The organism is Enterobacter cloacae complex sp. 382A5 (assembly GCF_050031095.1).
In the GTDB taxonomy this organism is placed as follows: Bacteria; Pseudomonadota; Gammaproteobacteria; order Enterobacterales; family Enterobacteriaceae; genus Enterobacter; species Enterobacter cloacae.
This window is the reverse complement of sequence record NZ_JBLGVK010000001.1, coordinates 1,848,256-1,875,189: the sequence shown is the minus strand read 5'-3', so window position 1 is coordinate 1,875,189 and position 26,934 is coordinate 1,848,256. Positions and strand designations below refer to the sequence as shown.

32 protein-coding genes and 1 other annotated feature are annotated in these 26,934 nt (G+C 53.3%); of the genes, 12 read left to right on the top strand and 20 right to left on the bottom strand.

Features of this window, described 5'->3' with window-relative positions:
* Nucleotides 1-12: 12 nt before the first annotated feature.
* The 6 genes from pheS to thrS all read right to left on the bottom strand — a co-directional run bounded on the left by pheS (nt 13) and on the right by thrS (nt 4,538).
* The gene (gene pheS, locus ACQG2G_RS08895) at nt 13-996 is read right to left on the bottom strand and encodes a phenylalanine--tRNA ligase subunit alpha (protein WP_020688366.1); all 984 of its coding nucleotides are present in this window, start codon (nt 994-996) and stop codon (nt 13-15) included.
* A gap of 62 nt (nt 997-1,058) precedes the next feature.
* Nucleotides 1,059-1,183, bottom strand: a sequence feature (Phe leader region).
* The gene (pheM, locus tag ACQG2G_RS08890; protein WP_001386830.1) at nt 1,134-1,178 is read right to left on the bottom strand and encodes a pheST operon leader peptide PheM; all 45 of its coding nucleotides are present in this window, start codon (nt 1,176-1,178) and stop codon (nt 1,134-1,136) included. (Overlaps the previous feature by 45 nt.)
* A 178-nt stretch (nt 1,184-1,361) precedes the next feature.
* Nucleotides 1,362-1,718, bottom strand: a complete 357-nt coding sequence (gene rplT, locus ACQG2G_RS08885; RefSeq protein ID WP_000124850.1) for a 50S ribosomal protein L20 — start codon at nt 1,716-1,718, stop codon at nt 1,362-1,364.
* Nucleotides 1,719-1,768: 50 nt separating this feature from the next.
* Nucleotides 1,769-1,966: a 50S ribosomal protein L35 gene (gene rpmI / locus ACQG2G_RS08880; protein WP_001124225.1), complete on the bottom strand. Its 198-nt coding sequence runs from the start codon at nt 1,964-1,966 to the stop codon at nt 1,769-1,771.
* 97 nt (nt 1,967-2,063) lie between these two features.
* Nucleotides 2,064-2,606, bottom strand: a complete 543-nt coding sequence (infC, locus tag ACQG2G_RS08875) for a translation initiation factor IF-3 (RefSeq protein ID WP_023616141.1) — start codon at nt 2,604-2,606, stop codon at nt 2,064-2,066.
* A 3-nt stretch (nt 2,607-2,609) separates the two neighbouring features.
* Nucleotides 2,610-4,538: a threonine--tRNA ligase gene (gene thrS, locus ACQG2G_RS08870; RefSeq protein WP_348595869.1), complete on the bottom strand. Its 1,929-nt coding sequence runs from the start codon at nt 4,536-4,538 to the stop codon at nt 2,610-2,612.
* A 294-nt stretch (nt 4,539-4,832) separates the two neighbouring features.
* Between thrS and yncL the strand changes: the two genes are divergently transcribed.
* Together yncL and yniD are read left to right on the top strand one after the other, a co-directional pair.
* Nucleotides 4,833-4,937, top strand: coding sequence for a stress response membrane protein YncL (gene yncL, locus ACQG2G_RS08865; RefSeq protein WP_071829997.1), 105 nt, complete (start codon nt 4,833-4,835; stop codon nt 4,935-4,937).
* 85 nt (nt 4,938-5,022) lie between these two features.
* Nucleotides 5,023-5,130 (top strand): small membrane protein YniD, encoded by a 108-nt coding sequence (gene yniD, locus ACQG2G_RS08860; protein WP_008500658.1) that lies wholly within the window; start codon nt 5,023-5,025, stop codon nt 5,128-5,130.
* A 107-nt stretch (nt 5,131-5,237) separates the two neighbouring features.
* On the opposite strand, the gene ACQG2G_RS08855 is transcribed toward yniD, so the two are convergent.
* Both ACQG2G_RS08855 and ACQG2G_RS08850 read right to left on the bottom strand, forming a co-directional pair.
* The gene (locus ACQG2G_RS08855; protein WP_023620708.1) at nt 5,238-5,447 is read right to left on the bottom strand and encodes a hypothetical protein; all 210 of its coding nucleotides are present in this window, start codon (nt 5,445-5,447) and stop codon (nt 5,238-5,240) included.
* Nucleotides 5,448-5,708: 261 nt separating this feature from the next.
* The gene (locus tag ACQG2G_RS08850; protein WP_013097007.1) at nt 5,709-6,467 is read right to left on the bottom strand and encodes a DUF481 domain-containing protein; all 759 of its coding nucleotides are present in this window, start codon (nt 6,465-6,467) and stop codon (nt 5,709-5,711) included.
* Between the two features lie 295 nt (nt 6,468-6,762).
* Between ACQG2G_RS08850 and pfkB the strand changes: the two genes are divergently transcribed.
* The 3 genes from pfkB (at nt 6,763) to ACQG2G_RS08835 (ending at nt 9,055) form a co-directional block, all read left to right on the top strand.
* Nucleotides 6,763-7,695 (top strand): 6-phosphofructokinase II, encoded by a 933-nt coding sequence (gene pfkB, locus ACQG2G_RS08845; protein ID WP_020688369.1) that lies wholly within the window; start codon nt 6,763-6,765, stop codon nt 7,693-7,695.
* Between the two features lie 103 nt (nt 7,696-7,798).
* Complete coding sequence (gene ghoS, locus ACQG2G_RS08840; protein WP_013097009.1) at nt 7,799-8,089, top strand: type V toxin-antitoxin system endoribonuclease antitoxin GhoS; 291 nt, start codon at nt 7,799-7,801, stop codon at nt 8,087-8,089.
* A 105-nt stretch (nt 8,090-8,194) separates the two neighbouring features.
* Entirely contained in the window at nt 8,195-9,055 is an 861-nt protein-coding gene (locus ACQG2G_RS08835; protein ID WP_013097010.1) for a fructosamine kinase family protein, read from the top strand.
* Between the two features lie 33 nt (nt 9,056-9,088).
* On the opposite strand, the gene ACQG2G_RS08830 is transcribed toward ACQG2G_RS08835, so the two are convergent.
* On the bottom strand, nt 9,089-9,625 hold the full coding sequence (locus ACQG2G_RS08830) for a YniB family protein (protein WP_013097011.1): 537 nt from the start codon (nt 9,623-9,625) through the stop codon (nt 9,089-9,091).
* A 148-nt stretch (nt 9,626-9,773) separates the two neighbouring features.
* Here ACQG2G_RS08830 and hxpB point away from each other — a divergent pair, with 148 nt between their 5' ends.
* The 4 genes from hxpB (at nt 9,774) to tcyP (ending at nt 13,539) form a co-directional block, all read left to right on the top strand.
* Entirely contained in the window at nt 9,774-10,445 is a 672-nt protein-coding gene (gene hxpB / locus ACQG2G_RS08825; protein ID WP_061771519.1) for a hexitol phosphatase HxpB, read from the top strand.
* Nucleotides 10,446-10,574: 129 nt separating this feature from the next.
* Nucleotides 10,575-11,336 carry a 2-dehydro-3-deoxy-D-gluconate 5-dehydrogenase KduD gene (gene kduD / locus ACQG2G_RS08820; protein WP_029882011.1) on the top strand — a complete coding sequence of 254 codons (762 nt, stop codon included), beginning with the start codon at nt 10,575-10,577 and terminating at the stop codon, nt 11,334-11,336.
* A 93-nt stretch (nt 11,337-11,429) separates the two neighbouring features.
* Nucleotides 11,430-12,020 carry a metal-dependent hydrolase gene (locus ACQG2G_RS08815; RefSeq protein WP_013097014.1) on the top strand — a complete coding sequence of 197 codons (591 nt, stop codon included), beginning with the start codon at nt 11,430-11,432 and terminating at the stop codon, nt 12,018-12,020.
* 127 nt (nt 12,021-12,147) lie between these two features.
* Nucleotides 12,148-13,539 carry a cystine/sulfocysteine:cation symporter gene (gene tcyP / locus ACQG2G_RS08810; RefSeq protein WP_038419159.1) on the top strand — a complete coding sequence of 464 codons (1,392 nt, stop codon included), beginning with the start codon at nt 12,148-12,150 and terminating at the stop codon, nt 13,537-13,539.
* A 53-nt stretch (nt 13,540-13,592) separates the two neighbouring features.
* On the opposite strand, the gene cedA is transcribed toward tcyP, so the two are convergent.
* Entirely contained in the window at nt 13,593-13,841 is a 249-nt protein-coding gene (cedA, locus tag ACQG2G_RS08805; protein ID WP_071829998.1) for a cell division activator CedA, read from the bottom strand.
* A gap of 188 nt (nt 13,842-14,029) precedes the next feature.
* Here cedA and katE point away from each other — a divergent pair, with 188 nt between their 5' ends.
* A complete protein-coding gene (gene katE, locus ACQG2G_RS08800; RefSeq protein WP_045295825.1) occupies nt 14,030-16,279 on the top strand; it encodes a catalase HPII in 2,250 nt (749 codons plus the stop codon).
* Between the two features lie 89 nt (nt 16,280-16,368).
* Here katE and chbG read toward each other — a convergent pair whose 3' ends face one another.
* From chbG to osmE, 7 genes are all read right to left on the bottom strand, one after another.
* Nucleotides 16,369-17,118, bottom strand: coding sequence for a chitin disaccharide deacetylase (gene chbG, locus ACQG2G_RS08795; RefSeq protein WP_094084142.1), 750 nt, complete (start codon nt 17,116-17,118; stop codon nt 16,369-16,371).
* An 11-nt stretch (nt 17,119-17,129) separates the two neighbouring features.
* Entirely contained in the window at nt 17,130-18,485 is a 1,356-nt protein-coding gene (locus tag ACQG2G_RS08790) for a 6-phospho-beta-glucosidase (RefSeq protein ID WP_248766851.1), read from the bottom strand.
* Nucleotides 18,486-18,595: 110 nt separating this feature from the next.
* Complete coding sequence (gene chbR, locus ACQG2G_RS08785; RefSeq protein WP_013097020.1) at nt 18,596-19,414, bottom strand: transcriptional regulator ChbR; 819 nt, start codon at nt 19,412-19,414, stop codon at nt 18,596-18,598.
* A 29-nt stretch (nt 19,415-19,443) separates the two neighbouring features.
* Entirely contained in the window at nt 19,444-19,791 is a 348-nt protein-coding gene (chbA, locus tag ACQG2G_RS08780; protein WP_013097021.1) for a PTS N,N'-diacetylchitobiose transporter subunit IIA, read from the bottom strand.
* Between the two features lie 48 nt (nt 19,792-19,839).
* A complete protein-coding gene (gene chbC, locus ACQG2G_RS08775; RefSeq protein ID WP_013097022.1) occupies nt 19,840-21,198 on the bottom strand; it encodes a PTS N,N'-diacetylchitobiose transporter subunit IIC in 1,359 nt (452 codons plus the stop codon).
* Nucleotides 21,199-21,277: 79 nt separating this feature from the next.
* Nucleotides 21,278-21,595 (bottom strand): PTS N,N'-diacetylchitobiose transporter subunit IIB, encoded by a 318-nt coding sequence (gene chbB / locus ACQG2G_RS08770; protein ID WP_013097023.1) that lies wholly within the window; start codon nt 21,593-21,595, stop codon nt 21,278-21,280.
* Nucleotides 21,596-21,876: 281 nt separating this feature from the next.
* Nucleotides 21,877-22,221 (bottom strand): osmotically-inducible lipoprotein OsmE, encoded by a 345-nt coding sequence (osmE, locus tag ACQG2G_RS08765; RefSeq protein WP_003857836.1) that lies wholly within the window; start codon nt 22,219-22,221, stop codon nt 21,877-21,879.
* A gap of 232 nt (nt 22,222-22,453) precedes the next feature.
* Here osmE and nadE point away from each other — a divergent pair, with 232 nt between their 5' ends.
* On the top strand, nt 22,454-23,281 hold the full coding sequence (gene nadE, locus ACQG2G_RS08760; RefSeq protein WP_013097024.1) for an ammonia-dependent NAD(+) synthetase: 828 nt from the start codon (nt 22,454-22,456) through the stop codon (nt 23,279-23,281).
* A gap of 149 nt (nt 23,282-23,430) precedes the next feature.
* Nucleotides 23,431-24,309 (top strand): excinuclease Cho, encoded by an 879-nt coding sequence (cho, locus tag ACQG2G_RS08755; RefSeq protein WP_348595870.1) that lies wholly within the window; start codon nt 23,431-23,433, stop codon nt 24,307-24,309.
* Here cho and ves read toward each other — a convergent pair.
* The 3 genes from ves to astE all read right to left on the bottom strand — a co-directional run bounded on the left by ves (nt 24,287) and on the right by astE (nt 26,927).
* On the bottom strand, nt 24,287-24,844 hold the full coding sequence (ves, locus tag ACQG2G_RS08750; protein WP_013097026.1) for an environmental stress-induced protein Ves: 558 nt from the start codon (nt 24,842-24,844) through the stop codon (nt 24,287-24,289). The genes cho and ves overlap by 23 nt on opposite strands.
* Before the next feature lie 288 nt (nt 24,845-25,132).
* Nucleotides 25,133-25,624, bottom strand: a complete 492-nt coding sequence (gene spy / locus ACQG2G_RS08745; RefSeq protein WP_014831529.1) for an ATP-independent periplasmic protein-refolding chaperone Spy — start codon at nt 25,622-25,624, stop codon at nt 25,133-25,135.
* 337 nt (nt 25,625-25,961) lie between these two features.
* The gene (astE, locus tag ACQG2G_RS08740; protein WP_348595871.1) at nt 25,962-26,927 is read right to left on the bottom strand and encodes a succinylglutamate desuccinylase; all 966 of its coding nucleotides are present in this window, start codon (nt 26,925-26,927) and stop codon (nt 25,962-25,964) included.
* Nucleotides 26,928-26,934: the final 7 nt, after the last annotated feature.

Sequence of the window (26,934 nt, the reverse complement as noted above, 5' to 3'; positions counted from 1 at the left end):
TCTGTCCTGCCCTTATTTAAACTGTTTGAGGAAACGCAGATCGTTTTCGAAGAATGCACGCAAATCGGTCACGCCATAACGCAGCATGGTCAGACGCTCCATGCCCATCCCAAACGCAAAGCCGGAGTAAACTTCCGGGTCGATACCCACGTTGCGCAGTACGTTCGGATGCACCATGCCGCAGCCCAGCACTTCCAGCCATTTGCCATTTTTGCCCATCACGTCCACTTCCGCAGACGGTTCGGTGAACGGGAAATAGGACGGACGGAAACGAACCTGCAGATCTTCCTCAAAGAAGTTGTTCAGGAAGTCGTGCAGCGTGCCTTTCAGGTTGGTGAAGCTGATGTTTTTATCAACGATCAGTCCTTCCATCTGGTGGAACATTGGGGTGTGGGTCTGATCGTAATCGTTACGGTACACGCGGCCCGGTGCAATGATACGGATTGGGGGTTCCTGCTCCTTCATGGTACGGATCTGTACGCCGGAGGTCTGAGTACGCAGCAGACGGGTGGCGTCGAACCAGAAAGTGTCGTGGTCAGCACGTGCCGGATGATGGCCTGGAATGTTCAGAGCGTCGAAGTTATGGTAATCATCTTCGATTTCCGGGCCAGTCGCCACGGTAAAGCCGAGCTCACCGAAGAAACTTTCAATACGATCGATGGTGCGGGTCACCGGATGCAGGCCACCGTTTTCGATACGGCGCCCAGGCAGAGAAACATCGATCGTCTCTGCCGCCAGACGCGCATTCAGCACGGCACTTTCCAGCGCCGCTTTACGCGCGTTCAGAGCCTGTTGCACCTGCTCTTTGGCTTCGTTTATCACCGCACCGGCTGCCGGGCGATCTTCCGGCGGCAACTCACGCAGGGTAGTCATTTGAAGGGTCAGATGCCCTTTCTTACCCAGATATTCGACGCGGACATTGTCTAACGCGGCAACATCTGAGGCCTGATTAATGGCGGCTGTTGCACTGGCAACCAGCTCTGCGAGATGTGACATGATTTTCCTCATTATGTCGGTACAGACACCGATTTGGTGGACGTATTCTCTCAAATTCAGGCACAAAAAAAGCCTCCATCGGGAGGCTTATCTGGCGCTGTTTTTCGTTTCATCTTTCACGCGCTAGCCTCCTGAAGTCAGGTGCTAAAGTAAAAGAAGAAGCGGAAAATAGCAGCATTCATGCTTGCGTTACCTTGTGTGGTAAAAACCGTTAAGACCTTATTGAAAAGCCTGCACGGATAAAAGTCAATCTTCTGATAAGGTTATACCCTAAATAATTCGGAACGAACGCAGCCAACGCAGGTACAGCTTGAAGTATGACGGGTATATGAAAAGAGGGAGCCAGGCCCCCTCTCTCAACTGGCTTATGCCAGTGCTGCTTTCGCTTTTTCGACCAGCGCGGTGAACGCGACTTTGTCGAATACTGCGATGTCAGCCAGGATCTTACGGTCGATTTCAACAGAGGCTTTTTTCAGGCCGTTGATGAATTTGCTGTAAGAAATACCGTTCTGACGTGCTGCTGCGTTGATACGCGCAATCCACAGTTGACGGAACTGACGCTTACGCTGACGACGGTCACGGTAAGCGTACTGACCTGCTTTGATAACAGCCTGGAAGGCAACGCGGTATACGCGTGAACGCGCACCGTAGTAGCCTTTAGCTTGTTTCAAAATTTTCTTGTGACGTGCACGTGCAATTACACCACGTTTTACGCGAGCCATGTGTGCTCTCCTGTATCTATTCTAAGTTAAAAAAGTTAAACGTTAACGACTTATGCGTACGGCAGGCACGCGATAACCAGGCCCAGATCGCCTTTAGAAACCATGGCTTTTGGACGCAGGTGACGTTTACGCTTGGTAGCTTTCTTAGTCAGAATGTGACGCAGGTTAGCGTGCTTGTGCTTAAAACCACCTTTACCGGTTTTTTTGAAGCGCTTAGCAGCACCGCGTACGGTCTTAATTTTTGGCATTTTAATAACTTCCACTTCGCATTGTTAAATAAACGAAACATAGGCGAGCAAAACCTATGAGGCCCGAAGGCTCCACAGATTTTGCTGCTTGAAGGCCTTACTGTTTCTTCTTAGGAGCGAGCACCATGATCATCTGGCGGCCTTCGATCTTCGTAGGGAAGGATTCGACTACTGCCAGTTCACTCAGATCGTCACGGACGCGGTTAAGCACTTCCATACCAATCTGTTGGTGGGCCATTTCACGACCGCGGAAACGCAGTGTGATCTTGGCCTTATCGCCATCTTCCAGAAAGCGAATCAGGCTGCGGAGTTTTACCTGATAATCGCCATCGTCGGTACCAGGACGGAATTTAATTTCCTTAACCTGGATAACTTTTTGCTTCTTCTTCTGTTCCTTAGAAGACTTACTTTTTTCATAAAGGAACTTGCCGTAGTCCATGATACGACAAACTGGCGGTTCGGCGTTAGGGCTGATTTCAACTAAATCTACTCCAGCTTCTTCAGCTTTTTCGATTGCTTCTCTCAGACTCACAATCCCCAGCTGCTCGCCTTCCAGACCTGTTAAGCGAACTTCCTGGGCGCGAATCTCGCCATTGATACGATTCGGACGTGCCGTTTGAACTCGTTTTCCGCCTTTAATACCTTATTCCTCCAGTTGTTGAAGACTGCGGCTGCGAATCTCTTGTTGCAGCTTCTCAATCACTTCACTTACGTCCAGGCTGCCCAGGTCTTTACCACGGCGGGTGCGAACGGCAACTTTGCCTGCTTCCACCTCTTTATCACCACAGACCAACATATACGGGACACGACGTAAAGTGTGCTCGCGGATTTTAAAGCCAATCTTCTCATTTCTCAAGTCTGCTTTTACGCGAATGCCCGCATTTTGTAGTTTCTGCGTCAATTCTTTAACGTAATCCGCCTGAGAATCGGTAATGTTCATGACCACTACCTGCACCGGCGCAAGCCAGGTTGGGAAGAAGCCCGCGAACTCTTCGGTCAGGATGCCAATGAAGCGCTCCAGAGAACCAAGAATAGCACGGTGAATCATTACAGGGACCTGACGCTCGTTGTCTTCGCCAACGTAAGAGGCGCTTAAACGCTGAGGCAGGGAGAAGTCCAGCTGTACTGTGCCGCACTGCCAAGCTCTGTCGAGACAGTCATACAGGGTAAATTCAATTTTCGGACCGTAGAAGGCGCCCTCACCCAGCTGGTATTCAAACGGAATTCCGTTCTCTTCCAGCGCCACGGCGAGATCCGCTTCTGCACGATCCCAGGTCTCATCGCTACCGATACGTTTTTCCGGACGCGTTGAGAGTTTGACCACGATCTTCTCGAAGCCAAAGGTACTGTACATATCGTAGACCATACGAATACAGGCGTTAACTTCATCACGTACCTGATCTTCAGTACAGAAGATATGCGCATCATCCTGCGTAAAGCCACGAACACGCATCAGACCGTGCAGCGCACCTGATGGCTCGTTACGGTGGCAGCTACCGAACTCTGCCATACGCAGCGGCAGATCGCGGTAAGATTTCAGACCCTGGTTAAAGATCTGAACGTGGCCCGGGCAGTTCATTGGCTTGATGCAGTATTCACGGTTCTCAGAAGAGGTGGTGAACATCGCATCTTTGTAGTTGTCCCAGTGGCCGGTTTTTTCCCACAGCACACGGTCCATCATGAACGGACCTTTCACTTCCTGATACTGGTACTCTTTCAGCTTGGAACGCACGAAGGTTTCCAGTTCACGGAAAATAGTCCAGCCGTCGTTATGCCAGAAGACCATACCCGGTGCTTCTTCCTGCATATGGTACAGATCAAGCTGTTTACCGATTTTACGGTGGTCACGCTTCGCCGCCTCTTCCAGGCGCTGCAGGTAGGCGTTCAGGGCTTTTTTATCTGCCCACGCGGTACCATAAATACGCTGCAACATCTTGTTGTTGCTATCGCCACGCCAGTAGGCGCCAGCAATTTTCATCAGTTTGAAGTGATGGCAGAAGCGCATATTCGGCACGTGCGGCCCGCGGCACATGTCGATGTATTCCTGGTGATGATACAAGCCAGGCTTGTCATCATGAGCAATGTTCTCATCAAGAATAGAGACTTTATAGCTCTCGCCACGCTTCACGAAGGTTTCACGCGCTTCGTGCCAGCTGACTTTCTTCTTAATGACGTCATAGTTGGTTTCGGCGAGCTCGTGCATACGTTTCTCGAGCGCGTCGATATCTTCCTGGGTCAGGGTGTGGTCAAGGTCAACGTCGTAGTAGAAGCCGTTGTCGATAACCGGGCCGATCGCCATTTTGGTGTTTGGCCACAGCTGTTTGATGGCATGACCTAACAGGTGCGCACAGGAGTGACGAATGATCTCCAGACCTTCTTCATCTTTTGCGGTGATGATAGAGAGTTGCGCGTCGTTTTCGATCAGATCGGATGCATCAACCAGCTCACCGTTCACACGGCCCGCGATGGTCGCTTTCGCGAGTCCAAGACCGATGTCCAGGGCAACATCCATTGGGCTAACGGCGTGGTCGAAATGGCGTTGGCTGCCATCAGGAAGAGTAATTACAGGCATTTTATATCCTTATTTGCAGTGATGCCCCACACATAAGAGCATATACAAAGAAAATAATCATAGTTTAACAAGAGATTACGACACCATCTGACCAACAATCGTCAAATTGGCTCGTCATCCTGCACCTGCCAAAATCAGAATAATGCCGGTTTACGGCAGGCTTTCTAATGGTAACACTAATGACAGGGCGTATGCACCCTCTGCGACCAGTTTGAACGTATGAGGGCACGTTCGCCTGCCAGAGCTCGCAATACCCGATTGTTGAGCTATTCTTGAACAGGTCCTGACACAGCCATGAGGCATCACATGAATGTATCCAGTAGAACCGTAGTGATATTGAATATACTTTCTGCTGCCGGTTTAGCGTTGATCCTTGCCGAGAGATTTCATTGGTTCTAGCCCAACCGATGATGTGGCATAACCTTCTGTCCCCGACAGCGCGTATTTTGATAGACTGAAGGCATCAACAGACAAGGATTAGGTTATGCCAACAAAACGATTTGCCGTCAAACACTGGAAAATGGTGCTGGTCTTAATTGCCATCTGCGGTGCAATGCTGCTATTGCGTTGGGCGGCGATGATTTGGGGCTAAGCGGGAATTTGACGCAACGGCGGACAGAATAAAACACGTTATCGATATTCCACCTGTTTTTCGTCAAGGCGAAATACAGGTGGAATAATGGCGTACACAATTACCTGTCAGGACCATTCACCTGCTACCAGTTTATGTACATCAAACGCGTCATTCATTGATTGACCGGTAGACGGCGCGCCCGGCGCGATGTTTGACCCGGCTTCAACGTCAGAAGCGTGAGTCATTCCAACCTGACTGGCATCATCTGCAGCGAATACACCAAACGAAAGTGCAGAAAGCACCATAGCTGCAGCAGTATTTTTGATTTTTTTCATACTATTATTCTCTTTCTGAAGACATGCAATACTTCTCAAGGCAAATAAATGCCTGTGTATTGAGTATAACGCTGGTTCATCCTTTTGCCTCGCCTGGTTATTATCAATTTGTGTCAAATAAACAGACTGCGGTCTGGCCAGGATGAATTATGAAGAAATTAAGAAGATTTTTGTGGGCCAATTATTTTAAAACAGCGTTTAATATAAAACAGCACAGTTTCTGAAAATAAAAAACGGGCCGAAATAATCGGCCCGTCTGCATTACATCTTATAGCCCAGTGAAACGGTGGTTCTGCGGTCGGTATGATCCGGCGCAGTCTCTGGAGGCGAAGAGTTCCAGGTCACGTTATAGGCCACTTTCAGGCCAAAGTGTTCGTTGATGTCCACATTCAGCGCTGTCTCAGAATTCAGCGTTGTGTCCTCGGCGCCAAACACAGAAACACCCTGGGTGAACTTCGTGTTGTCGGTCATCTGCCAGGCGTAGGTGCCAGACGCATAGCCGAGCGGTTGCGTTTTGGTATCGCCGTCGGTGAACTCGTCATAACGGACACCCGGACCGAATTCGAAGCGGAAGCTATGAACCGGACCGTTCAGGAACTGACGACCATAACCTGCGGTGAAGACATCGCGTTGACGATAGCCGTTGTAGCGGTCAGTCAGCCAGCTTGCCTGCCCAAACAGGTAGTCATAGTCAGTCATGTTGTAACGGCTACGTCCACCTACCGCGTATTTCTCGGAGGAGCGTTCATCGTTAGCGGAGGTGTTGCTGGCGTTTCCCCACAGAGACCAGGCGGTGGTGTTACCGTACCAGGTCAACGTGCTATCCGCCGTCAGAGAGGAGCTTTTCGTGTTACCGGATTGCGCCAGGTACCCGGCGTTCAAATTACCTTCAAAAGGTTTTTTCGCCGCGGTGGGATCGTCCATGACAGTAAAAACGGAATCATCAGCGGTTGCGCTCATAGCCGCAAACACGCCACCCGCCAGCATCAGTGCAGCGGGCACTGTCTTCAAAAGCTTCATTTTATTAAGGAGTCCGTACAACAAAAAAAGAGACCACACGGTCCCGGAAACTTTCTTGAGGATCAATGACAAGGCGTCCAGAGAAAGGTAACAAATTATAAAAAGCCGCAAATAACATAGCAATGTTTTCTTATTTCATTTTTTGAATAAGAACGATCCCAAAATGCGTTTTATTTTATATATCGCTTAGCCTTCGCTTTGTCATTATTCATATTGAAAATCATACTGTTATTTACATTGCCTTCCTGCCAAATGGTGCCAGACTAAAAGGAACCCACGCTAAAAGGAGGTAATGATGGTTTCTATCTACACTCTGACGCTCTCCCCTTCTCTCGATTCCGCCACCCTCACGCCGCAGATTTACCCGGAAGGTAAACTCCGCTGCAGTGCCCCGGTGTTTGAGCCCGGCGGCGGAGGGATCAACGTGGCACGCGCCATCACCCATCTCGGTGGGAAAGCCACGGCGATATTCCCCGCAGGCGGAGCCACCGGCGAACATCTTGTCTCTCTGCTGGCTGATGAACAGGTCGCCGTGGAGACGGTCGAGGCCAAAGACTGGACGCGTCAAAATCTGCACGTGCACGTGGAGTCCAGCGGAGAGCAATATCGCTTTGTGATGCCAGGCGCCAGACTGAGCGACGACGAGTTCCGTCAGCTTGAAGAGAAAGTGCTGACGATTGAAAGCGGTTCACTGCTGGTCATCAGCGGCAGTCTGCCACCCGGTGTCAGTACGGAAAAGCTGACGGCGCTCATTCGGGCCGCACAGCAGCGCGGCATCCGCTGTATTGTAGACAGCAGCGGCGAGGCGTTGCAGGCAGCGTTAGAGCCGGGCAATCTTGAGCTGGTCAAACCAAACCAGAAAGAGCTGAGCGCGCTGGTTAACCGCGAACTTACTCAGCCGGATGATGTGCGCAGCGCGGCCCAGGAGCTGGTGCGCACGGGTAAAGCGCGGCGCGTAGTGGTCTCTCTTGGCCCGCAGGGGGCGCTGGCCGTGGATGAAACGGGGTCAGTGCAGGTTGTCCCGCCGCCGATGAAAAGCCAGAGCACCGTAGGCGCAGGCGACAGCATGGTTGGGGCAATGACGCTAAAACTGGCGCAGGGCGCGACGCTGCTGGAGATGACACGCTACGGCGTGGCGGCAGGTAGCGCGGCAACCATCAACCAGGGAACGCGGCTGTGTTCGCTGGCCGATACGCAAAAAATTGTCGATTACCTGTCCCGAAATTAACCCGCTTTCCCCTTCGCGCTGAAGGGGAAATGCAGTGCAAAGTCGCCAAACACACACTATCGACTATGCTAAGAAAACTTTCATGATAACAATGAGGTGAATTATGAGCAGTGGTGACATCACCCGCTACGTCGTTACCGTCAACATTCATGAAGCGTCGCTGACCGAGCTGAATGAGCTTAACAACGCCTTTACCCGGGCCAATTTCCTGCTCACGCTGACGGATGAAGAAGGCAATATTCATGATTTAGGCACGCTGGCATTCGGCCTGATAAGCGCCCTCAGCGAAGAGGAGGTTCGCGCGCTGGCGGAAAGCCTGGCTGAGAGCGTGACAGATAAACCTGCCGAAATTGATGTGGATACCTGGGAAACCTGGCAGAAAAAAGAACAATAAGTGCCCTGCATGAAGGTAAACCGCTCAGGTGTGCGTTAGTTCGTATTTTTTTACCGCAGTTATGCGCTAACTTTATGATCTGGCAGACAACATGGGAGAGAGATCATGTGGCAGGCTATCAGTCATCTTTTACGTGAACAACTGGGCGAAGGTGAAATTGAACTGCGTAACGAACTGCCAGGCGGAGAGATCCACGCCGCATGGCATATACGCTACTCAGGGCGCGATCTCTTCGTAAAATGCGACGAGCGAGAGTTGCTCCCGATTTTCACCGCCGAAGCCGATCAACTGGAACTGTTGTCGCGCAGCAAAACGGTCACCGTCCCGGAGGTGCTGGCCGTGGGCAGCGACCGCGACTACAGCTTTCTGGTGATGGAATATCTCCCTGCCCGTCCGCTGGATGCCCACAATGCGTTTATTCTGGGACAGCAGATAGCGCGCCTGCATCAATGGAGCGACCAGCCGCAGTTTGGTCTCGACTTTGATAATGATCTCTCCACCACACCACAACCGAATGCCTGGCAACGCCGCTGGTCGACCTTTTTTGCCGAGCAGCGTATCGGCTGGCAGCTTGAGCTCGCCGCCGAGAAAGGCCTCGAATTTGGCAACATTGATGCTATCGTCGAGCATATACAGCAGCGCCTGGCCTCTCATCAGCCTCAGCCTTCTTTGCTGCACGGCGATTTGTGGTCCGATAACTGCGCGCTGGGCCCCAATGGGCCGTATATATACGATCCGGCCTGCTACTGGGGCGACAGAGAGTGCGACCTCGCCATGCTGCCCCTGCACCCCGAGCAGCCGCCACAAATTTATGACGGTTATCAGTCAATCTCCCCCTTACCGCAGGGCTTCCTCGACCGTCAGCCAGTGTATCAGCTTTATACCCTGATGAACCGCGCAATCCTGTTTGGGGGTGAGCATCTGGTGAACGCACAGCGGGCGCTTGAGCGCGTGCTGGCCGCGTGAAGGCAGGACGGGTGGCCTCAGGCCACCCTGTGATTATAAAAAGCCGAGCAGTGAGAAAAAGAAGTAGCCCGCCACAATAATGATCACCGGCAGGACATAGAGCGGAAAGATTTGCAGGAAGATAGAGTGACGCGGCACCACGATGCGGGACTCGATCTGCTCACGCGTCATCCCTTCCGGGCCTTTGGCCTGTTCCAGAATCATCTGGTCTTCCACCCCTTCACGTAAAAAACGGGTCTGACGGCTCATGCGTGCGCCTGACGCCTGTAACGCCATGGCGATAAAAATCAGCGCATAAATCACCCAAAACCCGATATTCAGCTGCTGGTGAAAGTCCGGCGTGGGCGAGTTGAACCAGAAGATATTCAAAAATGGCGTGTTGAAACGCATCATCTCAATCATGACATGCGCAAAATCAAGCATGACCGCATTGATACCCGGCTGTTTTTCGCTGTGATCGTACATAAACTTGAGCACAGAAATCAGCGTAGAAATAACGGCAGGAATAAAAATCACCCAGCCAGCAACCCGTTTTAAGACAGCAATGCGTCCAGCTTGTTGATACGTCATCAGTTCCTCTTCATAAAGACGCGTTATTTGTGGCTAAGTCTACCTCCTGACCGTCATTTTCGCCCGATCTTTAAAGGCAATATGCTAAATTGCAGATTGTACTTAGCACGTATCGTCTGTCGTACACCCTTAATAAGGAGACGTTGTGATGTCGACACCGCGCCAAATTCTTGCCGCTATTTTTGACATGGATGGATTACTGATCGATTCCGAACCGCTCTGGGATCGTGCTGAACTGGACGTCATGGCCAGCCTCGGCGTCGATATCAGCCGCCGCCATGAACTTCCGGATACGCTGGGCTTGCGTATCGATATGGTGGTTGACCTGTGGTATGCCCATCAGCCATGGGTGGGCCCGGATCGCGATGAGGTCACCGCCCGCATTATCAGCCGCGCCATTGCGCTGGTGGAAGAGTCCAGGCCGCTGCTGCCGGGCGTCCGTGAAGCTGTCGCTCTGTGCAAGGCGCAGGGGCTGAAGGTGGGACTGGCCTCCGCCTCCCCGCTGCACATGCTGGAAAAAGTGCTCACTATGTTCGAGCTGCGTGACAGTTTCGATGCGCTGTCCTCTGCGGAAAAGCTCCCCTACAGTAAGCCCCATCCCCAGGTGTATATGGATTGTGCCGCTAAGCTCGGTCTTGACCCGCTAACCTGCGTGGCGCTGGAAGATTCCGTTAACGGCATGGTGGCCTCTAAAGCTGCGCGGATGCGTTCCATTGTCGTTCCTGCTGAAGAAGGCCGACACGATCCCCGTTTTGCGCTTGCCGACGTGAAGCTAAACTCCCTGGCTGACCTGACGGTGCAACACCTGCGAGGCGAATAAACGCTCTGTTTCAGGCAGCCTCGTGCTGCCTGAAAATAAAATAAAACACCGTTCCATTTCGGTTGCATTTCTCACGCCCGACTCCTATTCTAAGTTTCAGAACGACAATCACCTGCTTCTGAGGCGCGAATGATACTGGATACCTTTACTCTTTCAGGAAAAGTGGCCATCGTCACCGGATGCGATACCGGTCTGGGGCAAGGCATGGCCATCGCGCTGGCACAGGCGGGCTGCGATATCGTGGGCGTCAACCGTAAAGCGCCTGAGCAAACAGCGGCCAGCGTGACGGCGCTCGGCAGACGGTTTACGGCCATTCGGGCCGACCTCGGCCAGCAGGCGAGTCTTCAGGGCGTTGTGGAGCGTGCCGTCGCTGAGATGGGGCGCGTCGATATTCTGGTGAATAACGCCGGGACGATTCGCCGGGAAGATGCGCTGGCGTTCACGGAAAAGGACTGGGATGAGGTGATCGACCTCAATCTGAAATCCGTCTTCTTCCTCTCACAGGCCGTGGCAAAGCAGTTTATCGCCCAGGGTCAGGGTGGGAAAATCATCAACATCGCCTCAATGCTCTCCTTCCAGGGCGGCATCCGCGTGCCCTCTTATACCGCCTCAAAAAGTGGCGTGCTGGGGATCACCCGTCTGCTGGCGAACGAGTGGGCGGCGCATGGTATTAACGTCAACGCTATCGCACCGGGTTACATGGCGACCAATAATACGCAGCAGCTGCGTGATGACGAGCAGCGTAGCCAGGAAATCCTTGACCGCATTCCTGCCGGGCGTTGGGGCGTACCGGAAGATCTGCAGGGCCCGGTGGTATTTTTGGCCTCCGCCGCGTCAGACTACGTGAACGGCCATACCCTGGCCGTCGACGGGGGCTGGCTGGCGCGTTGACCCGCTTTGTGACAAAGAGTTACACCGTCACCTCTTTCGCCTACTGTATAAAAACCCTATACTGTATGAATTGACAGTTTCCTGGGTTTTATCATGACGGCGGAAGGCCACCTGCTTTTTTCCATTGCGTGCGCAGTATTTGCCAAAAACGCTGAGCTTACCCCCGTGCTTGCACAGGGGGACTGGTGGCATATTGTTCCTTCTGCCGTGCTGACCTGCCTGTTGCCCGACATCGACCATCCTAAATCTTTTCTTGGGCAACGCCTGAAGTGGATCTCAAAACCTATCGCCCGTGCGTTTGGCCATCGCGGGTTTACGCACAGCCTGCTGGCCGTGTTTGCCCTGCTGACGCTGTTCTATTTAAAAGTACCTGAAAGCTGGATAGTGCCCGCCGATGCCATTCAGGGCATGGTGCTGGGCTATTTGAGTCATATTCTCGCCGATATGCTGACGCCTGCTGGCGTGCCGCTGCTGTGGCCCTGCCGCTGGCGTTTCCGCCTGCCTGTTCTCGTTCCCCAGAAAGGGAATCAGCTTGAGCGCGTGTTGTGCATGGCTCTGTTCGCCTATGCCGTCTGGATGCCGCAGACATTGCCCGAAAACAGTGCAGTGCGCTGGTCTTCTCAGATGATCAATTCGCTGCAATTTCAGTTCAATCGCTTTATTCATCACCAGATTGAACAGTAAACCAGCAAAATTATCGCATTTGTCATAACCCATTCCATTTGGATATAAGCGCGACATCACACTTCTGCTAACCTTGCGCCAACAGGACCGGTAAAAACCGGCCACATAATAAATCAGGAGAACGGGGATGAATTTTCCACTCATCGCGAACATTGTCGTGTTCGTTATATTGCTATTGCTTCTCGCCCAGGCGCGTCACAAACAGTGGAGCCTGGCGAAGAAAGTGCTGGTGGGTCTGGTCATGGGTGTCGTGTTTGGCCTGGCCTTACATGCCGTCTACGGCTCCGATAGCCCGATACTGAAAGACTCCATTCAGTGGTTCAATATTGTCGGTAACGGCTATGTCCAGTTGCTGCAGATGATCGTCATGCCGCTGGTATTTGCCTCTATTCTGAGCGCTGTTGCTCGTCTGCATAACGCTACGCAGTTGGGTAAAATCAGTTTCCTGACCATCGGTACGCTGCTGTTTACCACGCTGATTGCTGCGCTGGTGGGTGTGCTGGTGACTAACCTGTTCGGCCTGACCGCCGAGGGTCTGGTTCAGGGTACAGCTGAAACCGCGCGTCTGACCGCAATTCAGACCAACTACGTGGGTAAAGTCGCTGACCTGACGGTGCCGCAAATGGTGCTCTCCTTCATTCCGAAGAACCCGTTTGCTGACCTGACAGGCGCCAGCCCAACTTCCATCATCAGCGTGGTGATTTTCGCTGCCTTCCTGGGCGTGGCGGCACTGAAGCTGCTGAAAGACGATGCGCCGAAAGGCGAGCGCGTGCTGACCGCTATCGATACCCTGCAAAGCTGGGTGATGAAGCTGGTTCGTCTGGTGATGCAGCTGACCCCTTACGGTGTTCTGGCACTGATGACCAAAGTGGTTGCTGGCTCTAACCTGCAGGACATCATTAAGCTGGGCAGCTTCGTCGTCGCCTCTTATCTGGGTCTGGGCATTATGTTTGTCGTACACGGCATCCTGCTGGGTGTGAACGGCGTAAGCCCGCTGAAATACTTCCGTAAAGTCTGGCCGGTGCTGACCTTTGCCTTCACCAGCCGTTCCAGCGCCGCATCTATTCCGCTGAACGTCGAAGCGCAGACTCGTCGCCTGGGTGTACCTGAGTCTATTGCCAGCTTCTCGGCCTCCTTTGGTGCCACGATTGGTCAGAACGGGTGTGCGGGTCTCTACCCGGCGATGCTGGCCGTGATGGTTGCGCCAACGGTTGGGATCAATCCGCTGGATCCGGTCTGGATTGCTACGCTGGTCGGTATTGTCACCATTAGCTCCGCAGGCGTTGCGGGCGTGGGCGGCGGTGCTACCTTCGCCGCGCTGATTGTTCTGCCTGCGCTGGGCCTGCCGGTAACGCTGGTGGCCCTGCTGATCTCCGTTGAACCGCTGATCGACATGGGGCGTACCGCACTGAACGTGAGCGGCTCAATGACGGCCGGTACGCTGACCAGCCAGTGGCTGAAGCAGACCGACAAAGCCATTCTGGATAGTGAAGATGACGCCGAACTGGCGCACCGTTAATCATTGAAAATAAAAAAACCGCCATCAGGCGGTTTTTTTATACGTGTTATTTTTCAAACTTCTTCATCCTGTCGAATTTGTACCGCCCACCGCTGGGCCGCTTCCGGCACAGTAAACACCGGAGAACGACGGAAATGCTCGCCAATCAGCACAAAGGCCACATATTTGCCACGTAACTGCCAGACATCGCGATAGCCATCCACCTTCAGCGCATGTTCAGGGGGAGCGGGTTCGACACGGGGCACGTAGCTAATAACCTGGCGATTTTGTTGACGAAGAGGTTTCATAAGCGACTGGTTCATTAAAGCACATTCTGAAAGCAGGAAATTTCTATGATAGCCGATCCTGCCCCCACGCGTCGCGCCTTGCGTGTGGTGGACCGCCTCTTTTACTAAGGCGGTGTCTGAAAAAGCCGAGTTCGCCTGCCCTTTCCGTACATTGTTCTATAGTTAACAGGGTTTTTTAGGAATGAATAAAGGAGAAGCGTGCAATGTCGAACAAAGATAACACACATCAATCACCCATTCATGGCACTGAAGAATCACAGCCGGGTATGGACTCCCTTGCACCTGAAGATGGCTCTCATCGCCCTTCACCGGGTCCCTCAGCCCCTGGCGAGCAGCCGACCGCGCCCGGTAGCATGAAATCGCCGGACACCGGCAATGAGAAGCTAAAATCACTCGAGCCACACCGCAAAGGCGGAGAAGGCTATGCGTTGACCACCAATCAGGGGGTGCGCATCGCTGACGATCAGAATTCCCTGCGCGCGGGATCCCGCGGACCGACCCTGCTGGAAGACTTCATCCTGCGGGAAAAAATTACCCACTTTGACCATGAACGCATCCCGGAGCGTATCGTGCACGCGCGCGGTTCCGCCGCTCACGGCTATTTCCAGCCCTACAAGAGCCTGAAGGAAATCACCAAAGCTGACTTCCTTTCAGACCCGGATAAGATCACCCCCGTATTTGTGCGCTTTTCCACCGTGCAGGGTGGCGCAGGTTCGGCAGATACCGTGCGAGATATTCGCGGCTTTGCCACCAAGTTTTATACCGAAGAGGGTATCTTCGACCTGGTCGGCAATAACACCCCGGTCTTTTTCATTCAGGATGCGCATAAATTTCCTGACTTTGTCCATGCGGTAAAACCGGAGCCCCACTGGGCGATACCGCAGGGACAAAGTGCGCATGACACCTTCTGGGACTATGTCTCCCTGCAACCCGAGACGTTACACAACGTGATGTGGGCGATGTCTGACCGCGGGATCCCGCGCAGCTATCGCACCATGGAAGGGTTTGGCATTCATACCTTCCGGATGATCAACGCCGAGGGCAAAGCGACATTTGTCCGTTTCCACTGGAAACCGGTCGCCGGGAAAGCCTCGCTGGTGTGGGATGAAGCCCAGAAGCTGACCGGGCGCGATCCGGACTTCCATCGCCGCGAGCTGTGGGAATCCATTGAAGCGGGCGATTTCCCGGAATATGAGCTGGGGTTACAGCTGATCCCGGAAGAGGACGAATTCAAATTCGATTTTGACCTGCTGGATCCGACCAAACTGATCCCCGAGGAGCTGGTACCGGTTCAGCTGGTGGGCAAAATGGTGCTTAACCGCAACCCGGATAACTTCTTTGCCGAGAACGAACAGGCGGCTTTCCACCCCGGTCATATCGTCCCGGGCCTGGATTTCACCAACGATCCGCTGCTGCAGGGGCGACTGTTCTCCTACACCGATACGCAGATCAGCCGACTCGGCGGGCCGAACTTCCATGAAATTCCGATTAACCGCCCCACCTGTCCGTACCACAATTTCCAGCGCGACGGGATGCATCGTCAGGATATCGATACCAACCCGGCCAACTATGAGCCGAACTCCATCAACGATAACTGGCCGCGTGAAACGCCTCCTGGCCCGAAACGGGGTGGATTTGAGTCGTATCAGGAACGTGTGGATGGCAACAAAATCCGCGAGCGCAGCCCGTCATTTGGAGAGTATTACGCCCACCCTCGCCTGTTCTGGAACAGCCAGACACCGATTGAGCAGCAGCATATTATCGGCGGCTTCAGCTTTGAACTGAGCAAGGTTGTGCGGACCTACATCCGCGAGCGCGTGGTCGATCAGCTGGCACACATTGATATTCAACTCGCCCAGAGCGTGGCCGATAACCTCGGCATTACGCTGACGGATGAGCAACGCAATCTTGCCCCGCCAAAAGAGGTCAACGGGGTGAAAAAAGATCCGTCGCTCAGCCTGTACGCGGTGCCGGGAGGCTCGATTAAAGGCCGTGTGGTGGCGATCCTGCTTAACGACAAAACCCGCGCCAGCGACGTGCTGGGGATCATGCAGGCGCTGAAAACCAAAGGCGTACACGCCAAACTGCTCTACTCCCGAATGGGTGAAGTAACTGCCGATGACGGGTCAGTGCTGCCGGTTGCCGCCACCTTTGCCGGTGCGCCATCCCTGACGGTGGACGCGGTGATTGTGCCGTGCGGCGATATTGCCAGCCTGCTCAGCAACGGTGACGCGGTCTATTATCTGCTTGAAGCCTATAAGCATCTGAAACCGATCGCCCTTTCCGGTGATGCGCGACAGTTTAAAGCGCGCCTGAACGTGGCCGATCAGGGTGAAGACGGGATTGTGGAAGGCGATAACGTCGACGACGCGTTTATGACCAGGTTGTTTGATCTGCTAGCCGCGCACCGCGTCTGGTCACGTAGCAGCAAGATTGACCAGATACCGGCGTAAAAAAAGCCGGGTGGCACTTGCGCTTACCCGGCCTACATTTCGACTGATTTTGTAGGCCCGGTAAGGCGAAGCCGCCACCGGGCTTTGTCTTAAAGATCCCCGAAAGTCCCCAACCGATACCCGCGCTCGGCAATCGCGTATTTCAGCGACGGCAACGTCAGCACCTCCAGCTCCGCCAGGCGCGGCCAGCAGTAGGCGCTCTTACGGACGATGTTATCGACAAACGCGGGATGCGCCATCACCTCCAGCGACCGTTCCCCCCGGGCTGCGGAATCATCCAGCACCTTCAGGAACAGCACTTCGTCGATCTCCTCACCGTAAAACGCGCTGCTGAACCCCTCCGTTGTTGTCACGGCAAAGTCCGGCAACCCGCGCACGTCACGATCCACACGCATCGCCACGCCTTTACGCTGAGCAATATCCGCAACGAGCGGAAAAATCGCCGGGATCATATGCACATGATGATGGCTGTCGATATGGGTTGGTTCGCGACCAAAGAGGTCAACAAAACGGTTGTACTGACAGTCCAGCTCGCGGGCAATCTCTTCGAGCGGCAGCGCGTCCTGCTCCGCCAGTTCCCAAATCCATTTCCCGAGTTGCCCGTCACGCGTCAGGCCCGGCATCGCTGAAAGCGGCCTCCCCAGCGTCAACACAAAGTGCATGCCCACGCCCAGCTCAGGCGCTTCACGGCTCAGCTGCGCCGCATGCTCTATCGCCTCTCCATTCACCAGCGCGGTGGTCGAGGTCACCACACCCCGTCGGCAGGCTTCAACAATGCCGTAGTTTTGCCCCTTAGACAGGCCAAAATCATCAGCATTGACGATCAGCAGGTTTTCCATCGCACGTCCTCTTAACGGTGTTGATGCTTGAGCTTCTCAACCGTGGCGGCAAAGTTTGGCAGCCATTTTTCATGCGCCAGTATCATCTCGCTGGCCAGTCCTTCCGCATCGCGGTCGGAATGCACCAGCGGGCTGAGGTTCAACGCCAGCAGCACATCATTCAACTCACCGCTCAACGCAGCGTTGCTGGCCGCCACTTCAAACCCTTTGATGGTATGGATGAGCCCCATCACTTTGTCATCAAAGTGGGTAATACGCGGATGCGGTTTTGCCCCCTCACGGCCCAGGATACAGGTCATCTCTACGGCCCAGTCGGCCGGGATATTGTCGATATGGCCGTGGTGCGGCACATTGACGTAGTGCTCAGCCTGCTTGTCATTGTAAATGGCGTTGATCACTTCGCACGCCGCGTCGGAATAGTACGCTCCACCGCGCTGTTCAAGCTCTTTCGGCTTCACGTTCAGGTTCGGATCTTTATACAAATCAAACAGCTGCTTTTCAACTTTCTGCACAACCTGAGCGCGGGCACCGCCTTTATAGTACTCGCCCATTTCGATGGCCAGCATCTCTTTCTGCTTGAAGTAGTAAAGCAGATACGAGCATGGCAGCAGATTCAGGGAACGGATGAGTCCTTCGCTGAACGGCAGGTCGAAGATATTTTTTACGGATGCTGCGGTCAGGCGGCCGGAAGCCACGCCGTCCAGCAGTTCAGCAAAGCGAGACTGGCCGTTGACTATCACATCTTTGATGAACACCATGTGGTTAAGGCCGAACAGATCGATAGAGAGATCGTCGTTGTCGGTCAGCTCCAGCACGTCGCGGATGAACATCTTCATGCCAATCGGAATATTGCAGACGCCGATAAAACGCTTGAAGTTGGTATGGCGATAGACCGCCTCGGTGACCATCCCGGCCGGGTTGGTAAAGTTAATCACCCATGCGTTCGGGCAGATCGCCTGCACATCTTTGATGATGTCGAAAATGACCGGGATGGTGCGCAAACCTTTAAACAGGCCGCCCGCGCCGTTGGTTTCCTGTCCCAGATAGCCGTGGCTCAGCGGAATGCGTTCGTCCAGTTCACGCGCTTTGAGCTGGCCCACTCGCAGCTGAGTGGTAACGAAGTCAGCGTCCTGCAACGCCAGGCGACGATCGAGGGTTTTATGCACGGTTAAGGGCACACCGGCTTTTTCTACCATCCGCTGGCACAGGTCAAAAATAATATTCAGTTTTTCCTGCCCGTCTTCAACATCCACCAGCCATAGTTCACTGACCGGTAATTCATGATAACGTTTCAGGAAACCTTCCAGTAATTCCGGGGTATAGCTGCTGCCGCCGCCAATGGTCACGACTTTTAATTTCTTTTGCATAACATCTCCCTTAGCGTATCAGGTTAATCGCCTGCAAGGTATAGCGGACTCTTCCCGCTATTTGGGCAAGCAATCAAGTCAATATTCGTGGCGAATAAACTCGCCAGGCACTAATTAATTACCGTCAAATTCTTCCGGTAACTGTTTGGTGTGAATGAGGTAAATTTCTTAAAGGTTTTAATAAACAGGCTGGGGCTACTGTAACCGGACTCATAAGCAATATCGGTGACAGAGTAGTTGGTAATTTCCAGCTGTTTTTTGGCAAAATTAATGCGGATTTCATTAATAATTTGCACGGGTGTTTTACGATAATAACGCTGTGTCGCCCGGGTCAGGTATTCCTGGGATTTTCCGGACAGGGACACCATATTTTCCAGAGCATTCTCGCTGAACTGCCCTTTGTCGTGCATCAACTCGACGGTACTGCGCAGCCATTGCGGAATGTCGTCGCTCACCTGCTGCTCTTCACGGTGGTGGCGAAGGCGGTTCATCACATAGAACGTCACGGTTTCAATAAATTCATCGAACTCATTGTCGCGGAAGTTGAGCGAGGCGATCACCGTTTCGATCCAGGTCATAAATTCGTTTTTCACGCGATAGACCTGTGACGCCACAAAGCAGAACGGCACCAGCGGCAGATAGTGTTTCTCAAAGAAACGTCTGCTGACGCCAACATTCAGAATACGGGTGGCACCAAATTCGTAAAAGCTCTGGTGATAAGATCCCATCGGCAGGAAAACAAAGTCACCGCGCTCCAGCAGGACACGCTTGCCGTTAATCTCCTGATAGTAGCGGCCGGTCAGAACAATCGTGAACTCGTAGTAGTCATGCTGGTGCAGACCACTGGCGCTCTCCGTCTTGTTGTAAATAACCACGTGAAAATTCTTGCCATTAAACAGCTGCTGTTCAAGTGCGGTTTTAATTTCCATCGTGCTGACCTCCTGCTACTCAGTCTGACTTACTGCAGCTTCTCGTGAAGCTCAATTAACTCTGCCACCAGCTCGCGTGCCAGCATCGAGGTCATCAGGTGATCCTGTGCATGCACCAGCACCAGGCTGACTTTCATCTTCCCTTCCCCCTGGTCGCCTTCGATAAGCTTAGTCTGCACCAGGTGTGCTTCATTCAGCGCGATACGGGATTGATCCATCATGGTCTTAGCGGCGGCAAAATCGCCCTGCTTGGCCTGCTTCAGAGCGGCATACGCCAGGCTACGTGCTTGCCCGGAGTTGATGATAAGCCCCATCACCACTTCTTCCAGATCGTTCTCTACGGCGTCTTCGGCTACGATACTATCCAAATCTAACATCTTTAAGCTCCTTTTCGCTGGCGCGGGTTACCCCGCGCCGGGCATTATTTAGAATTTCAGTGCGAGGGCGATATCCTCTTCGCTCTCTTCTTCATCAATCACGGTCGCGGCTTTGTTGGCTATCGCCACAAATGGCATGTAAAGCAGTGTTGCAATCCCGAGGTTGAATATCGCCAGCAGGAAGGCCGCGACGCTACCGTTGGTGTTGAAGAACGCCCCCAGCCCCGCCGGCATGGTCCACGGCGCAATGTTGGTAACAGGCGGGATAATGCCCAGGTAATAGGCCGTCAGGGTGATCCCCGCCAGCAGCGGCTGAATCAGGACGAATGGAATGAACATCACCGGGTTCATGATGATAGGCAGACCAAACAGAATCGGCTCGTTAATCTGGAAGATGCCTGACGGCAGCGCCAGCTTCGCAACCTGACGATGGTCAGCGCGACGAGAGACAATAAAGACCGCGATGATCAGACCCAGCGTCGCCCCGGTACCCCCCAGGAAGATATAAGAGTCCAGCATCGGCTTCGCCCACACATGGAAGGTTTTACCGGCTGCCAGCGCCGCATCAACGGAGCCGTACTGCTGATAAAGTGCAACGTTTTCCAGTGCCCATGGGGTCATGATACCGCTGTCCAGCGCGGCCAGTGCCAGTGAACCATGTACGCCGAAGAACCACAGCAGGGAGGTGAAAATCACGTACGCCCAACCGACCACGCCCCCCATCGACGCCAGCGGCGTTGAGATAGAGTCCATGATGATCTGGTGGAAGTTTGTGCCCCAGTGAGAGAGCGCCCAGGCAATAATCCCCATGATGGAGAGAATAATGAAGCCTGGAATCAACGCGGAAAATGAACGGGAAACGGAGCCCGGTACGCTATCCGGCAGGCGAATTACCCAGTTGCGACGGATAATAAAGGTGAACATCTCGGCAACCACCAGACCGATAACGATACCGGAAATAATGTTTGCCCCACCCAGCCAGTTGGCACCCACAGCATAAGCTTCACCCACGCTGTATGGGGTGACGGTCATAAAGGCGGCAACGGACAATAACCCCGCGGCCAGCGGATCCACCTTACGTTCTTCGGCTAATGCCATCCCAATAAAGAAAGGCGCCATCAGCGACATAATACCCAACGTACCGTTATATACGTTGCCGCCGATGGCTTTAAAACCGTTAAGGGTTTCAATGGTTGAAGCGTCTAACCGAATTCCTAATGAATAAAAAAAGGAACCTTCACCAAAGCTCAGAAAAACGTTGTTAATTAAAACGAACATTGCCCCGGCCAGCGTCAACGGCATTAATTTAATAAAGCCGTTTTTGATGGCGTTAACATGAGGCTGCTTTCCTATTTTAACAGCAAAAGGAAGGAGTACCTTTTCAAGTGAAGCGATGACTTTACTCATAGGAAAATACCCTTAAATGCCGCAACGTATGTCGCGGCGTATTGTGTGTGAAATAACTCTTTGACGGGAAAAATAAAAATTAATTAGCAGCTTTTTTAATTGCTGCCACAGCAGCTTTCAGTACACCTAAACCATCAATCTTACCGTACAGCCCTGAATCGATTACCTCGACCGGTTTATTCGGTAACAGACGTTGAATTTCTGGCAACATGTAAGCGATCTGCGGACCCAGTAAAATAACATCTGCGGTCTGGCCTTTTTCACCCGCCAGCGTTTCCGGGAACGCTTCGATCACCACCGGCACTTCATACTTTTCGGCCTGTGCACGCATCTTCGACACCAGCAGTGACGTTGACATGCCCGCAGAGCAGAACAGGTAGATATGTTTCTTTTCCATCATGATTTCCCTCTTTTATGACTACCTGCCGTCTCGCTATCACTCGACTCGCTCTCCTGGCTGACAGGTAATGTGCTGACTGTTGTTTATCGTTGGAGTGAGTATACGTAATGGTACAGAGGGGGGATAATTCTGCACAGGTCTAAATTGTCTCTCATTGACCTGGCTTGTTGACTACCTTCACATTTCAGGCAAATAATTCGCGCAAAGAAATAAGATTTACGTATGCATAAAAAAACCGGCCCAAAGGCCGGCTTGTTAACATCCTCAGGCAAGCAGGGTTACTGCGCCTTAGGTGCCTGCGGATCGGTATCGTATTCTGCACAGGTCTGGTAACCGGAATTGATGACGTGACCGGTGTCATCCAGAGCAACAAAGTAGGTTTCTGCCTTACCATCACGTTGACCCAGGATATAGGTCTGGCAGGTACCACGCGCGTGGATCATGGTCACTTCTGACGAAGGCTTACCGGCAATCGCAGCCACCTGCGAACGGGTCATGCCTTTTTTGACATCTTTCACTACCGGCTGTGTAAACTGATCTTTGGTGCGATCGTAAGCCGTACACCCTGCCAGCATAGTCAGTACCGCCGCTGCGCTAAGAATTCCTGCTACGTTCTTGTTCATATTCCGTCCTCTTGTTTATCAGCGTGTTATCTAAGCATGGGATAAAAAGTACTATTGTTCAACTTTGCGAGTTACGCCAGACGAATTTCGGAAAATTCTAATAAAACAACGATAAGCTGCTAAAACGCCGCAAAATAGCGCACTCGAAACTGTGATCCTTGTCGTTTTACGCCTGAAGGGTTAGTTTTAACAGTTAACACATTCTGTTTATGGTCTGCATATGGAGGGCGTGATGGCTCTGCAACACGAGATTATTCAGGCGCTGGGCGCGAAGCCTGCGGTAGATGCAAATGAAGAGATCCGCCGAAGCGTTGATTTTTTAAAATCCTATTTAAAAACGAACTCGTTTCTGAAAACGCTGGTACTGGGCATCAGCGGCGGGCAGGACTCGACGCTGACCGGCAAACTCTGCCAGATGGCCATTTCAGAGCTGCGCGAAGAGACGGGAGATGAAGCGCTGCAGTTTATCGCCGTGCGTCTTCCGTATGGCGTGCAGGCAGACGAACAGGATTGTCAGGATGCCATCGCCTTTATCCAGCCAGACCGCGTACTGACGGTCAATATCAAAGGATCGGTGCTGGCGAGTGAGCAGGCGCTGCGCGAAGCGGGCATTGAGCTGAGCGATTTTGTGCGCGGCAATGAAAAAGCGCGCGAACGTATGAAAGCGCAGTACAGCATTGCAGGCATGACCAAAGGCGTGGTTGTCGGGACCGATCACGCGGCAGAAGCCATCACCGGTTTCTTCACCAAATATGGCGACGGGGGCACCGACATTAACCCTATCTTCCGTTTGAACAAGCGTCAGGGTAAACAGTTGCTGGCTGCGCTGGGCTGCCCGGAGCATTTATACAAGAAAGCGCCAACGGCGGATCTGGAAGACGATCGCCCTTCCCTGCCGGATGAAGCGGCGCTCGGTGTGACCTATGACAACATCGATGATTATCTGGAAGGCAAGAAACTGGACGAGAGTATCGCGAAGATTATCGAAGGCTGGTATCTGAAAACCGAGCACAAACGCCGCCCACCCATTACCGTGTTTGACGATTTCTGGAAGAAATAAAAGCAAAACGGTAACCCAGGTTACCGTTTTTAGTGTTTGCGCCCTCTCCCGAGGGAGAGGGTTGGGGTGAGAGCATCAGGCGACCCGGCTCTTTTTTAACCACCCCACACCTGCTACACTGTATACCTGAACAGTATATGGAGTCGTATGTGAGCAGGCGTCAATCTGCCCCGCGTCTGGAGTTTGAAGCGGCGGCTATCTATGAATATCCCGAACATCTCCGCCCCTGGCTTGAGGAATTACCTAAACAGCCGGGCGTGTACATCTTTCATGGCGAAAGCGACACTCTGCCGCTCTATATCGGCAAAAGCGTGAATATTCGCAGCCGGGTGCTGTCCCATCTGCGCACGCCGAACGAAGCCGCCATGCTCCGCCAGTCGCGACGCATCAGCTGGTATCCGACGGCAGGGGAAATGGGAGCGCTCTTACTGGAAGCCCGGCTGATCAAAGAGCAACAGCCGTTGTTTAATAAGCGTCTGCGCCGCAATCGTCAGCTCTGCTCGCTGCAAATAACCGCGGGCAAACCGCAGGTTGTCTATGCGCGCGACGTCGATTTTTCGCACGCACCGAATCTGTACGGCCTGTTCGCCAACAAACGTGCTGCGCTACAGGCGCTGCAAACGCTGGCGGACGAGCAGCAGCTTTGCTATAGCCTGCTGGGGCTGGAGGCCACCACTCGTGGACGCGCCTGTTTCCGCTCTGCGCTCAAACGCTGTGCGGGTGCCTGCTGCGGCAAAGAGAGCGTCGAGGATCATCACGCCCGGCTTCTTGGCGGGCTGGCGGCCATCAGCGTGAAGTGCTGGCCATGGGAAGGGGCCGTTGCGCTAAAAGAGGTGGGAGAGACGATGACGCAGTACCACATCGTTCATAACTGGTTCTGGCTGGGGGCGGCCGATAATCTGCAGGAGGCCGCCACCCTGTTACGCACACCCGCCGGCTTCGACCATGATGGCTACAAAATTCTCTGTAAGCCCGTGCTGACCGGCGAGTTTGACGTTATTGTGCTTAATGACCAGGCAGCCAGTTGATTTCGCTGAATAATAACCTGCCGTGCGATTCCAGCAAACGCAGGGTGTGGGTTCCCTCCTCCCAGCTCGCGCCCTGATCGGCTGTCAGCAATTTATCCCCCAGCTGCCACGCACCGCTTAAGACGAAGACCACACCCCCGCGTGAGCCAAAGGTAGTGAAGGTGCGGTCCGCCACCCGCACTTTCGCCTGGCAGCAATCCCGCCGGGTCATGATGTTGAAGTCCATCGACATCTGCCCGTCGCTTAACAGCGCTTTTACCGGCTGGTCGCCGGAAAAACAAAAGGGCTGATGGTGCTTCAGGGTATGGCAAAACGCCTGACCGGCATCGAGCGTCACTTCCCCCCCTTCCAACAGGGTGATAACCCGATCAACACCGGGAAAGGAGGAGAATTCGCCATTGCTGGCGATGGTCGCAATGCTGGCACGCCAGAAAAAATCGCGCGTCGCGGGAGGAAAACAACAAATTTCGCGCGTCTCACCAGCACCATTGCGCCAGAGACTGACCGGCATTTTACGGATATCAAAGAACTCCATCACCACTCCTGAATGGCGCAACGAGCGCCAGGGCAAGGATATCGCTATCGTTGCTGTCTTGTTTGTTATGATTGAATAGTTACAGACGTAGTATCGGCAGCAGAGCGGGCAAGCCTTAGCGGGACGCTGATAAAAAATCTAACGTCATGAATTCTCTGAAGCGATGACAGGAGAATACCGCGCCTGTTGCGGCAGACAAGAGGGTAAGAAAGAAAAAACCGCCGGTCCTGTCCACAGCATTTGCGCTTTTGTAGACAGGATCCCGGCGGTCTTAAGAGAGTGAACCGATTATTCGGTTGGTGCTGGCATTTTACCTTCCATTGCCGGACGTTCTGTCAGACGCTTCTCAAAATTGGCATTAAATTGTTTTTTCTGTTCCGGCGTCAGAATGTTGTAGATCTTGTTCTGGGTTTCCATATGAGCCAGCATGCGGGCTTTATGCTGCTCAGCCATTTTGTCGATCTGCGCTTCGGCTTTTGCCTTATCGAAGCTGTCGCTGGCGATAATGTCATGCATCGCGCGGCGCTCTTCCAGCGGAGGACGTTTCATCTGGTCACGCTGGCTTTTCATGATGTCGCGGATCTGCTGTTTCTGCGCATCCGTCAGGTTCAGATCTTTGAACATCATCATCTCGTGCATACCCGGCTTGCCTTTGTGATGCATCATCATTTTGCCTTCAGCAGGCGCGGCAGTGGTGGTTGCGGTATCTGCGGCGAACGCCATGCTGGTAGCGCCCAGAGCCAGGGTAGAAGCAACAAACAGTGCAGTAAACTTACGCATAATTTATTTCCTTACTTTCAGTTATTCTTCGGCGCTATGCCGTGTTGACGAGATTAACTTTACGGGGTTTATCGTCAATTAGTCAGAGCAACGGTAAAACAATGAAAGTGTAAAAAACAAATTTTCGTCAAATATGGAGAAAATAAGGATAAAGCGTGGAGAGTTGCAACAAAAATATGCAATAAGCTGATTATTAAGAGATTGTGCAGAAGTATAACCAACTGCCGTTTAATAATAAAGCAATTATCCAGGAATATTCTGCAAAGAAAATACGATCGCCTTAATCGCTAAGAATATAGTTTTAATATTCCCCTCCCGCAGACAGGAGGGGAAACGATCAGGACACTTTTTCCAGCATCAGCCCGGCCCGCAGACCAAAGGCCACAGACGGGTTGGGGAACAGCACATATTCGGTTGTTTTCTGCACCTCATAGCGCTCGTCGCCGTCCTCCGCCAGTAATGCCCCCTTGCGAAACGGCGTAAAGTTGAGCGTGTGGGCCGCCATGTGTAGCTGGAAAGCCTCGCTACGGCGGGTGATCTGCTGCACAACCCGATAACGCTCGACGGGCTGGCTGGTATGCTCCAGCTCCGTCCCCCCCAGCAGCGCCCGCAGCGCAAAATGCGTCGGGGCAAAGCGCGTAAGATCGTTTTGCCCAAACGGCAGCGCTTTTCCCAGCTCCAGCGTGCAGGCCATCGCGCCAAAGCGTTCGCAGGTAAAGTGCGTGAAGGTCCCCCCCGGCGACTGATGGAAGACCAGTGCTTCCAGCCCCGCATCCCCCAGCCAGCGCAGAAAATCTTCCTCCCAGGGCTGGTTACGCTGCGGCAGCACGCCAAAACGCACGTGATACGAGGCGCGGATCGCCGTATGCAGATCGAGATGCCAGCGCGATGGCCCCGCGTCGGTGAAAAAGGAGGTGACAATCTGCTCCAGCCACTGCGCCCGTGCCGTTTCATCACTTTGTGGGAATTGCGACCAGCGGCCACCGAACATGCGGTTGATGTCGCTCACCAGATAGCGTTTGTTTTGCGCCAGCGCAGGCGGGTTTCCCAGAACCACCAGCAGACGGCAGTGCAGCGCGATCTCCCCGCTATACAACGCGCGCAGCAGCAGGTCGACAATCTCGACGGGCGCCGTTTCATTGCCGTGAATGCCGGTTGAGAGCAGAAGCGACAGTTCACTCCTGGCGGTCGGTGTCAGTTCAAGCACGCCGCGCCCCAGCCACCGCCAGTGGAATGAGGGGACCTCCCCCTCACGGTGTGAGGGCGTTTCGTCGGCCAGCGTCAGCGCCAGTAAATTTTCCATAGCGCCT

Bases quoted from the DNA above. Each gene is read 5' to 3' on its own strand.
- pheS (WP_020688366.1), bottom strand. From the start codon at position 996: ATGTCACATCTCGCAGAGCTGGTTGCCAGTGCAACAGCCGCCATTAAT.
- rplT (WP_000124850.1), bottom strand. From the start codon at position 1,718: ATGGCTCGCGTAAAACGTGGTGTAATTGCACGTGCACGTCACAAGAAA.
- rpmI (WP_001124225.1), bottom strand. From the start codon at position 1,966: ATGCCAAAAATTAAGACCGTACGCGGTGCTGCTAAGCGCTTCAAAAAA.
- thrS (WP_348595869.1), bottom strand. From the start codon at position 4,538: ATGCCTGTAATTACTCTTCCTGATGGCAGCCAACGCCATTTCGACCAC.
- yncL (WP_071829997.1), top strand. From the start codon at position 4,833: ATGAGGCATCACATGAATGTATCCAGTAGAACCGTAGTGATATTGAAT.
- yniD (WP_008500658.1), top strand. From the start codon at position 5,023: ATGCCAACAAAACGATTTGCCGTCAAACACTGGAAAATGGTGCTGGTC.
- ACQG2G_RS08855 (WP_023620708.1), bottom strand. From the start codon at position 5,447: ATGAAAAAAATCAAAAATACTGCTGCAGCTATGGTGCTTTCTGCACTT.
- ACQG2G_RS08850 (WP_013097007.1), bottom strand. From the start codon at position 6,467: ATGAAGCTTTTGAAGACAGTGCCCGCTGCACTGATGCTGGCGGGTGGC.
- pfkB (WP_020688369.1), top strand. From the start codon at position 6,763: ATGGTTTCTATCTACACTCTGACGCTCTCCCCTTCTCTCGATTCCGCC.
- ghoS (WP_013097009.1), top strand. From the start codon at position 7,799: ATGAGCAGTGGTGACATCACCCGCTACGTCGTTACCGTCAACATTCAT.
- ACQG2G_RS08835 (WP_013097010.1), top strand. From the start codon at position 8,195: ATGTGGCAGGCTATCAGTCATCTTTTACGTGAACAACTGGGCGAAGGT.
- ACQG2G_RS08830 (WP_013097011.1), bottom strand. From the start codon at position 9,625: ATGACGTATCAACAAGCTGGACGCATTGCTGTCTTAAAACGGGTTGCT.
- hxpB (WP_061771519.1), top strand. From the start codon at position 9,774: ATGTCGACACCGCGCCAAATTCTTGCCGCTATTTTTGACATGGATGGA.
- kduD (WP_029882011.1), top strand. From the start codon at position 10,575: ATGATACTGGATACCTTTACTCTTTCAGGAAAAGTGGCCATCGTCACC.
- ACQG2G_RS08815 (WP_013097014.1), top strand. From the start codon at position 11,430: ATGACGGCGGAAGGCCACCTGCTTTTTTCCATTGCGTGCGCAGTATTT.
- tcyP (WP_038419159.1), top strand. From the start codon at position 12,148: ATGAATTTTCCACTCATCGCGAACATTGTCGTGTTCGTTATATTGCTA.
- cedA (WP_071829998.1), bottom strand. From the start codon at position 13,841: ATGAACCAGTCGCTTATGAAACCTCTTCGTCAACAAAATCGCCAGGTT.
- katE (WP_045295825.1), top strand. From the start codon at position 14,030: ATGTCGAACAAAGATAACACACATCAATCACCCATTCATGGCACTGAA.
- chbG (WP_094084142.1), bottom strand. From the start codon at position 17,118: ATGGAAAACCTGCTGATCGTCAATGCTGATGATTTTGGCCTGTCTAAG.
- ACQG2G_RS08790 (WP_248766851.1), bottom strand. From the start codon at position 18,485: ATGCAAAAGAAATTAAAAGTCGTGACCATTGGCGGCGGCAGCAGCTAT.
- chbR (WP_013097020.1), bottom strand. From the start codon at position 19,414: ATGGAAATTAAAACCGCACTTGAACAGCAGCTGTTTAATGGCAAGAAT.
- chbA (WP_013097021.1), bottom strand. From the start codon at position 19,791: ATGTTAGATTTGGATAGTATCGTAGCCGAAGACGCCGTAGAGAACGAT.
- chbC (WP_013097022.1), bottom strand. From the start codon at position 21,198: ATGAGTAAAGTCATCGCTTCACTTGAAAAGGTACTCCTTCCTTTTGCT.
- chbB (WP_013097023.1), bottom strand. From the start codon at position 21,595: ATGGAAAAGAAACATATCTACCTGTTCTGCTCTGCGGGCATGTCAACG.
- osmE (WP_003857836.1), bottom strand. From the start codon at position 22,221: ATGAACAAGAACGTAGCAGGAATTCTTAGCGCAGCGGCGGTACTGACT.
- nadE (WP_013097024.1), top strand. From the start codon at position 22,454: ATGGCTCTGCAACACGAGATTATTCAGGCGCTGGGCGCGAAGCCTGCG.
- ves (WP_013097026.1), bottom strand. From the start codon at position 24,844: ATGGAGTTCTTTGATATCCGTAAAATGCCGGTCAGTCTCTGGCGCAAT.
- spy (WP_014831529.1), bottom strand. From the start codon at position 25,624: ATGCGTAAGTTTACTGCACTGTTTGTTGCTTCTACCCTGGCTCTGGGC.
- astE (WP_348595871.1), bottom strand. From the start codon at position 26,927: ATGGAAAATTTACTGGCGCTGACGCTGGCCGACGAAACGCCCTCACAC.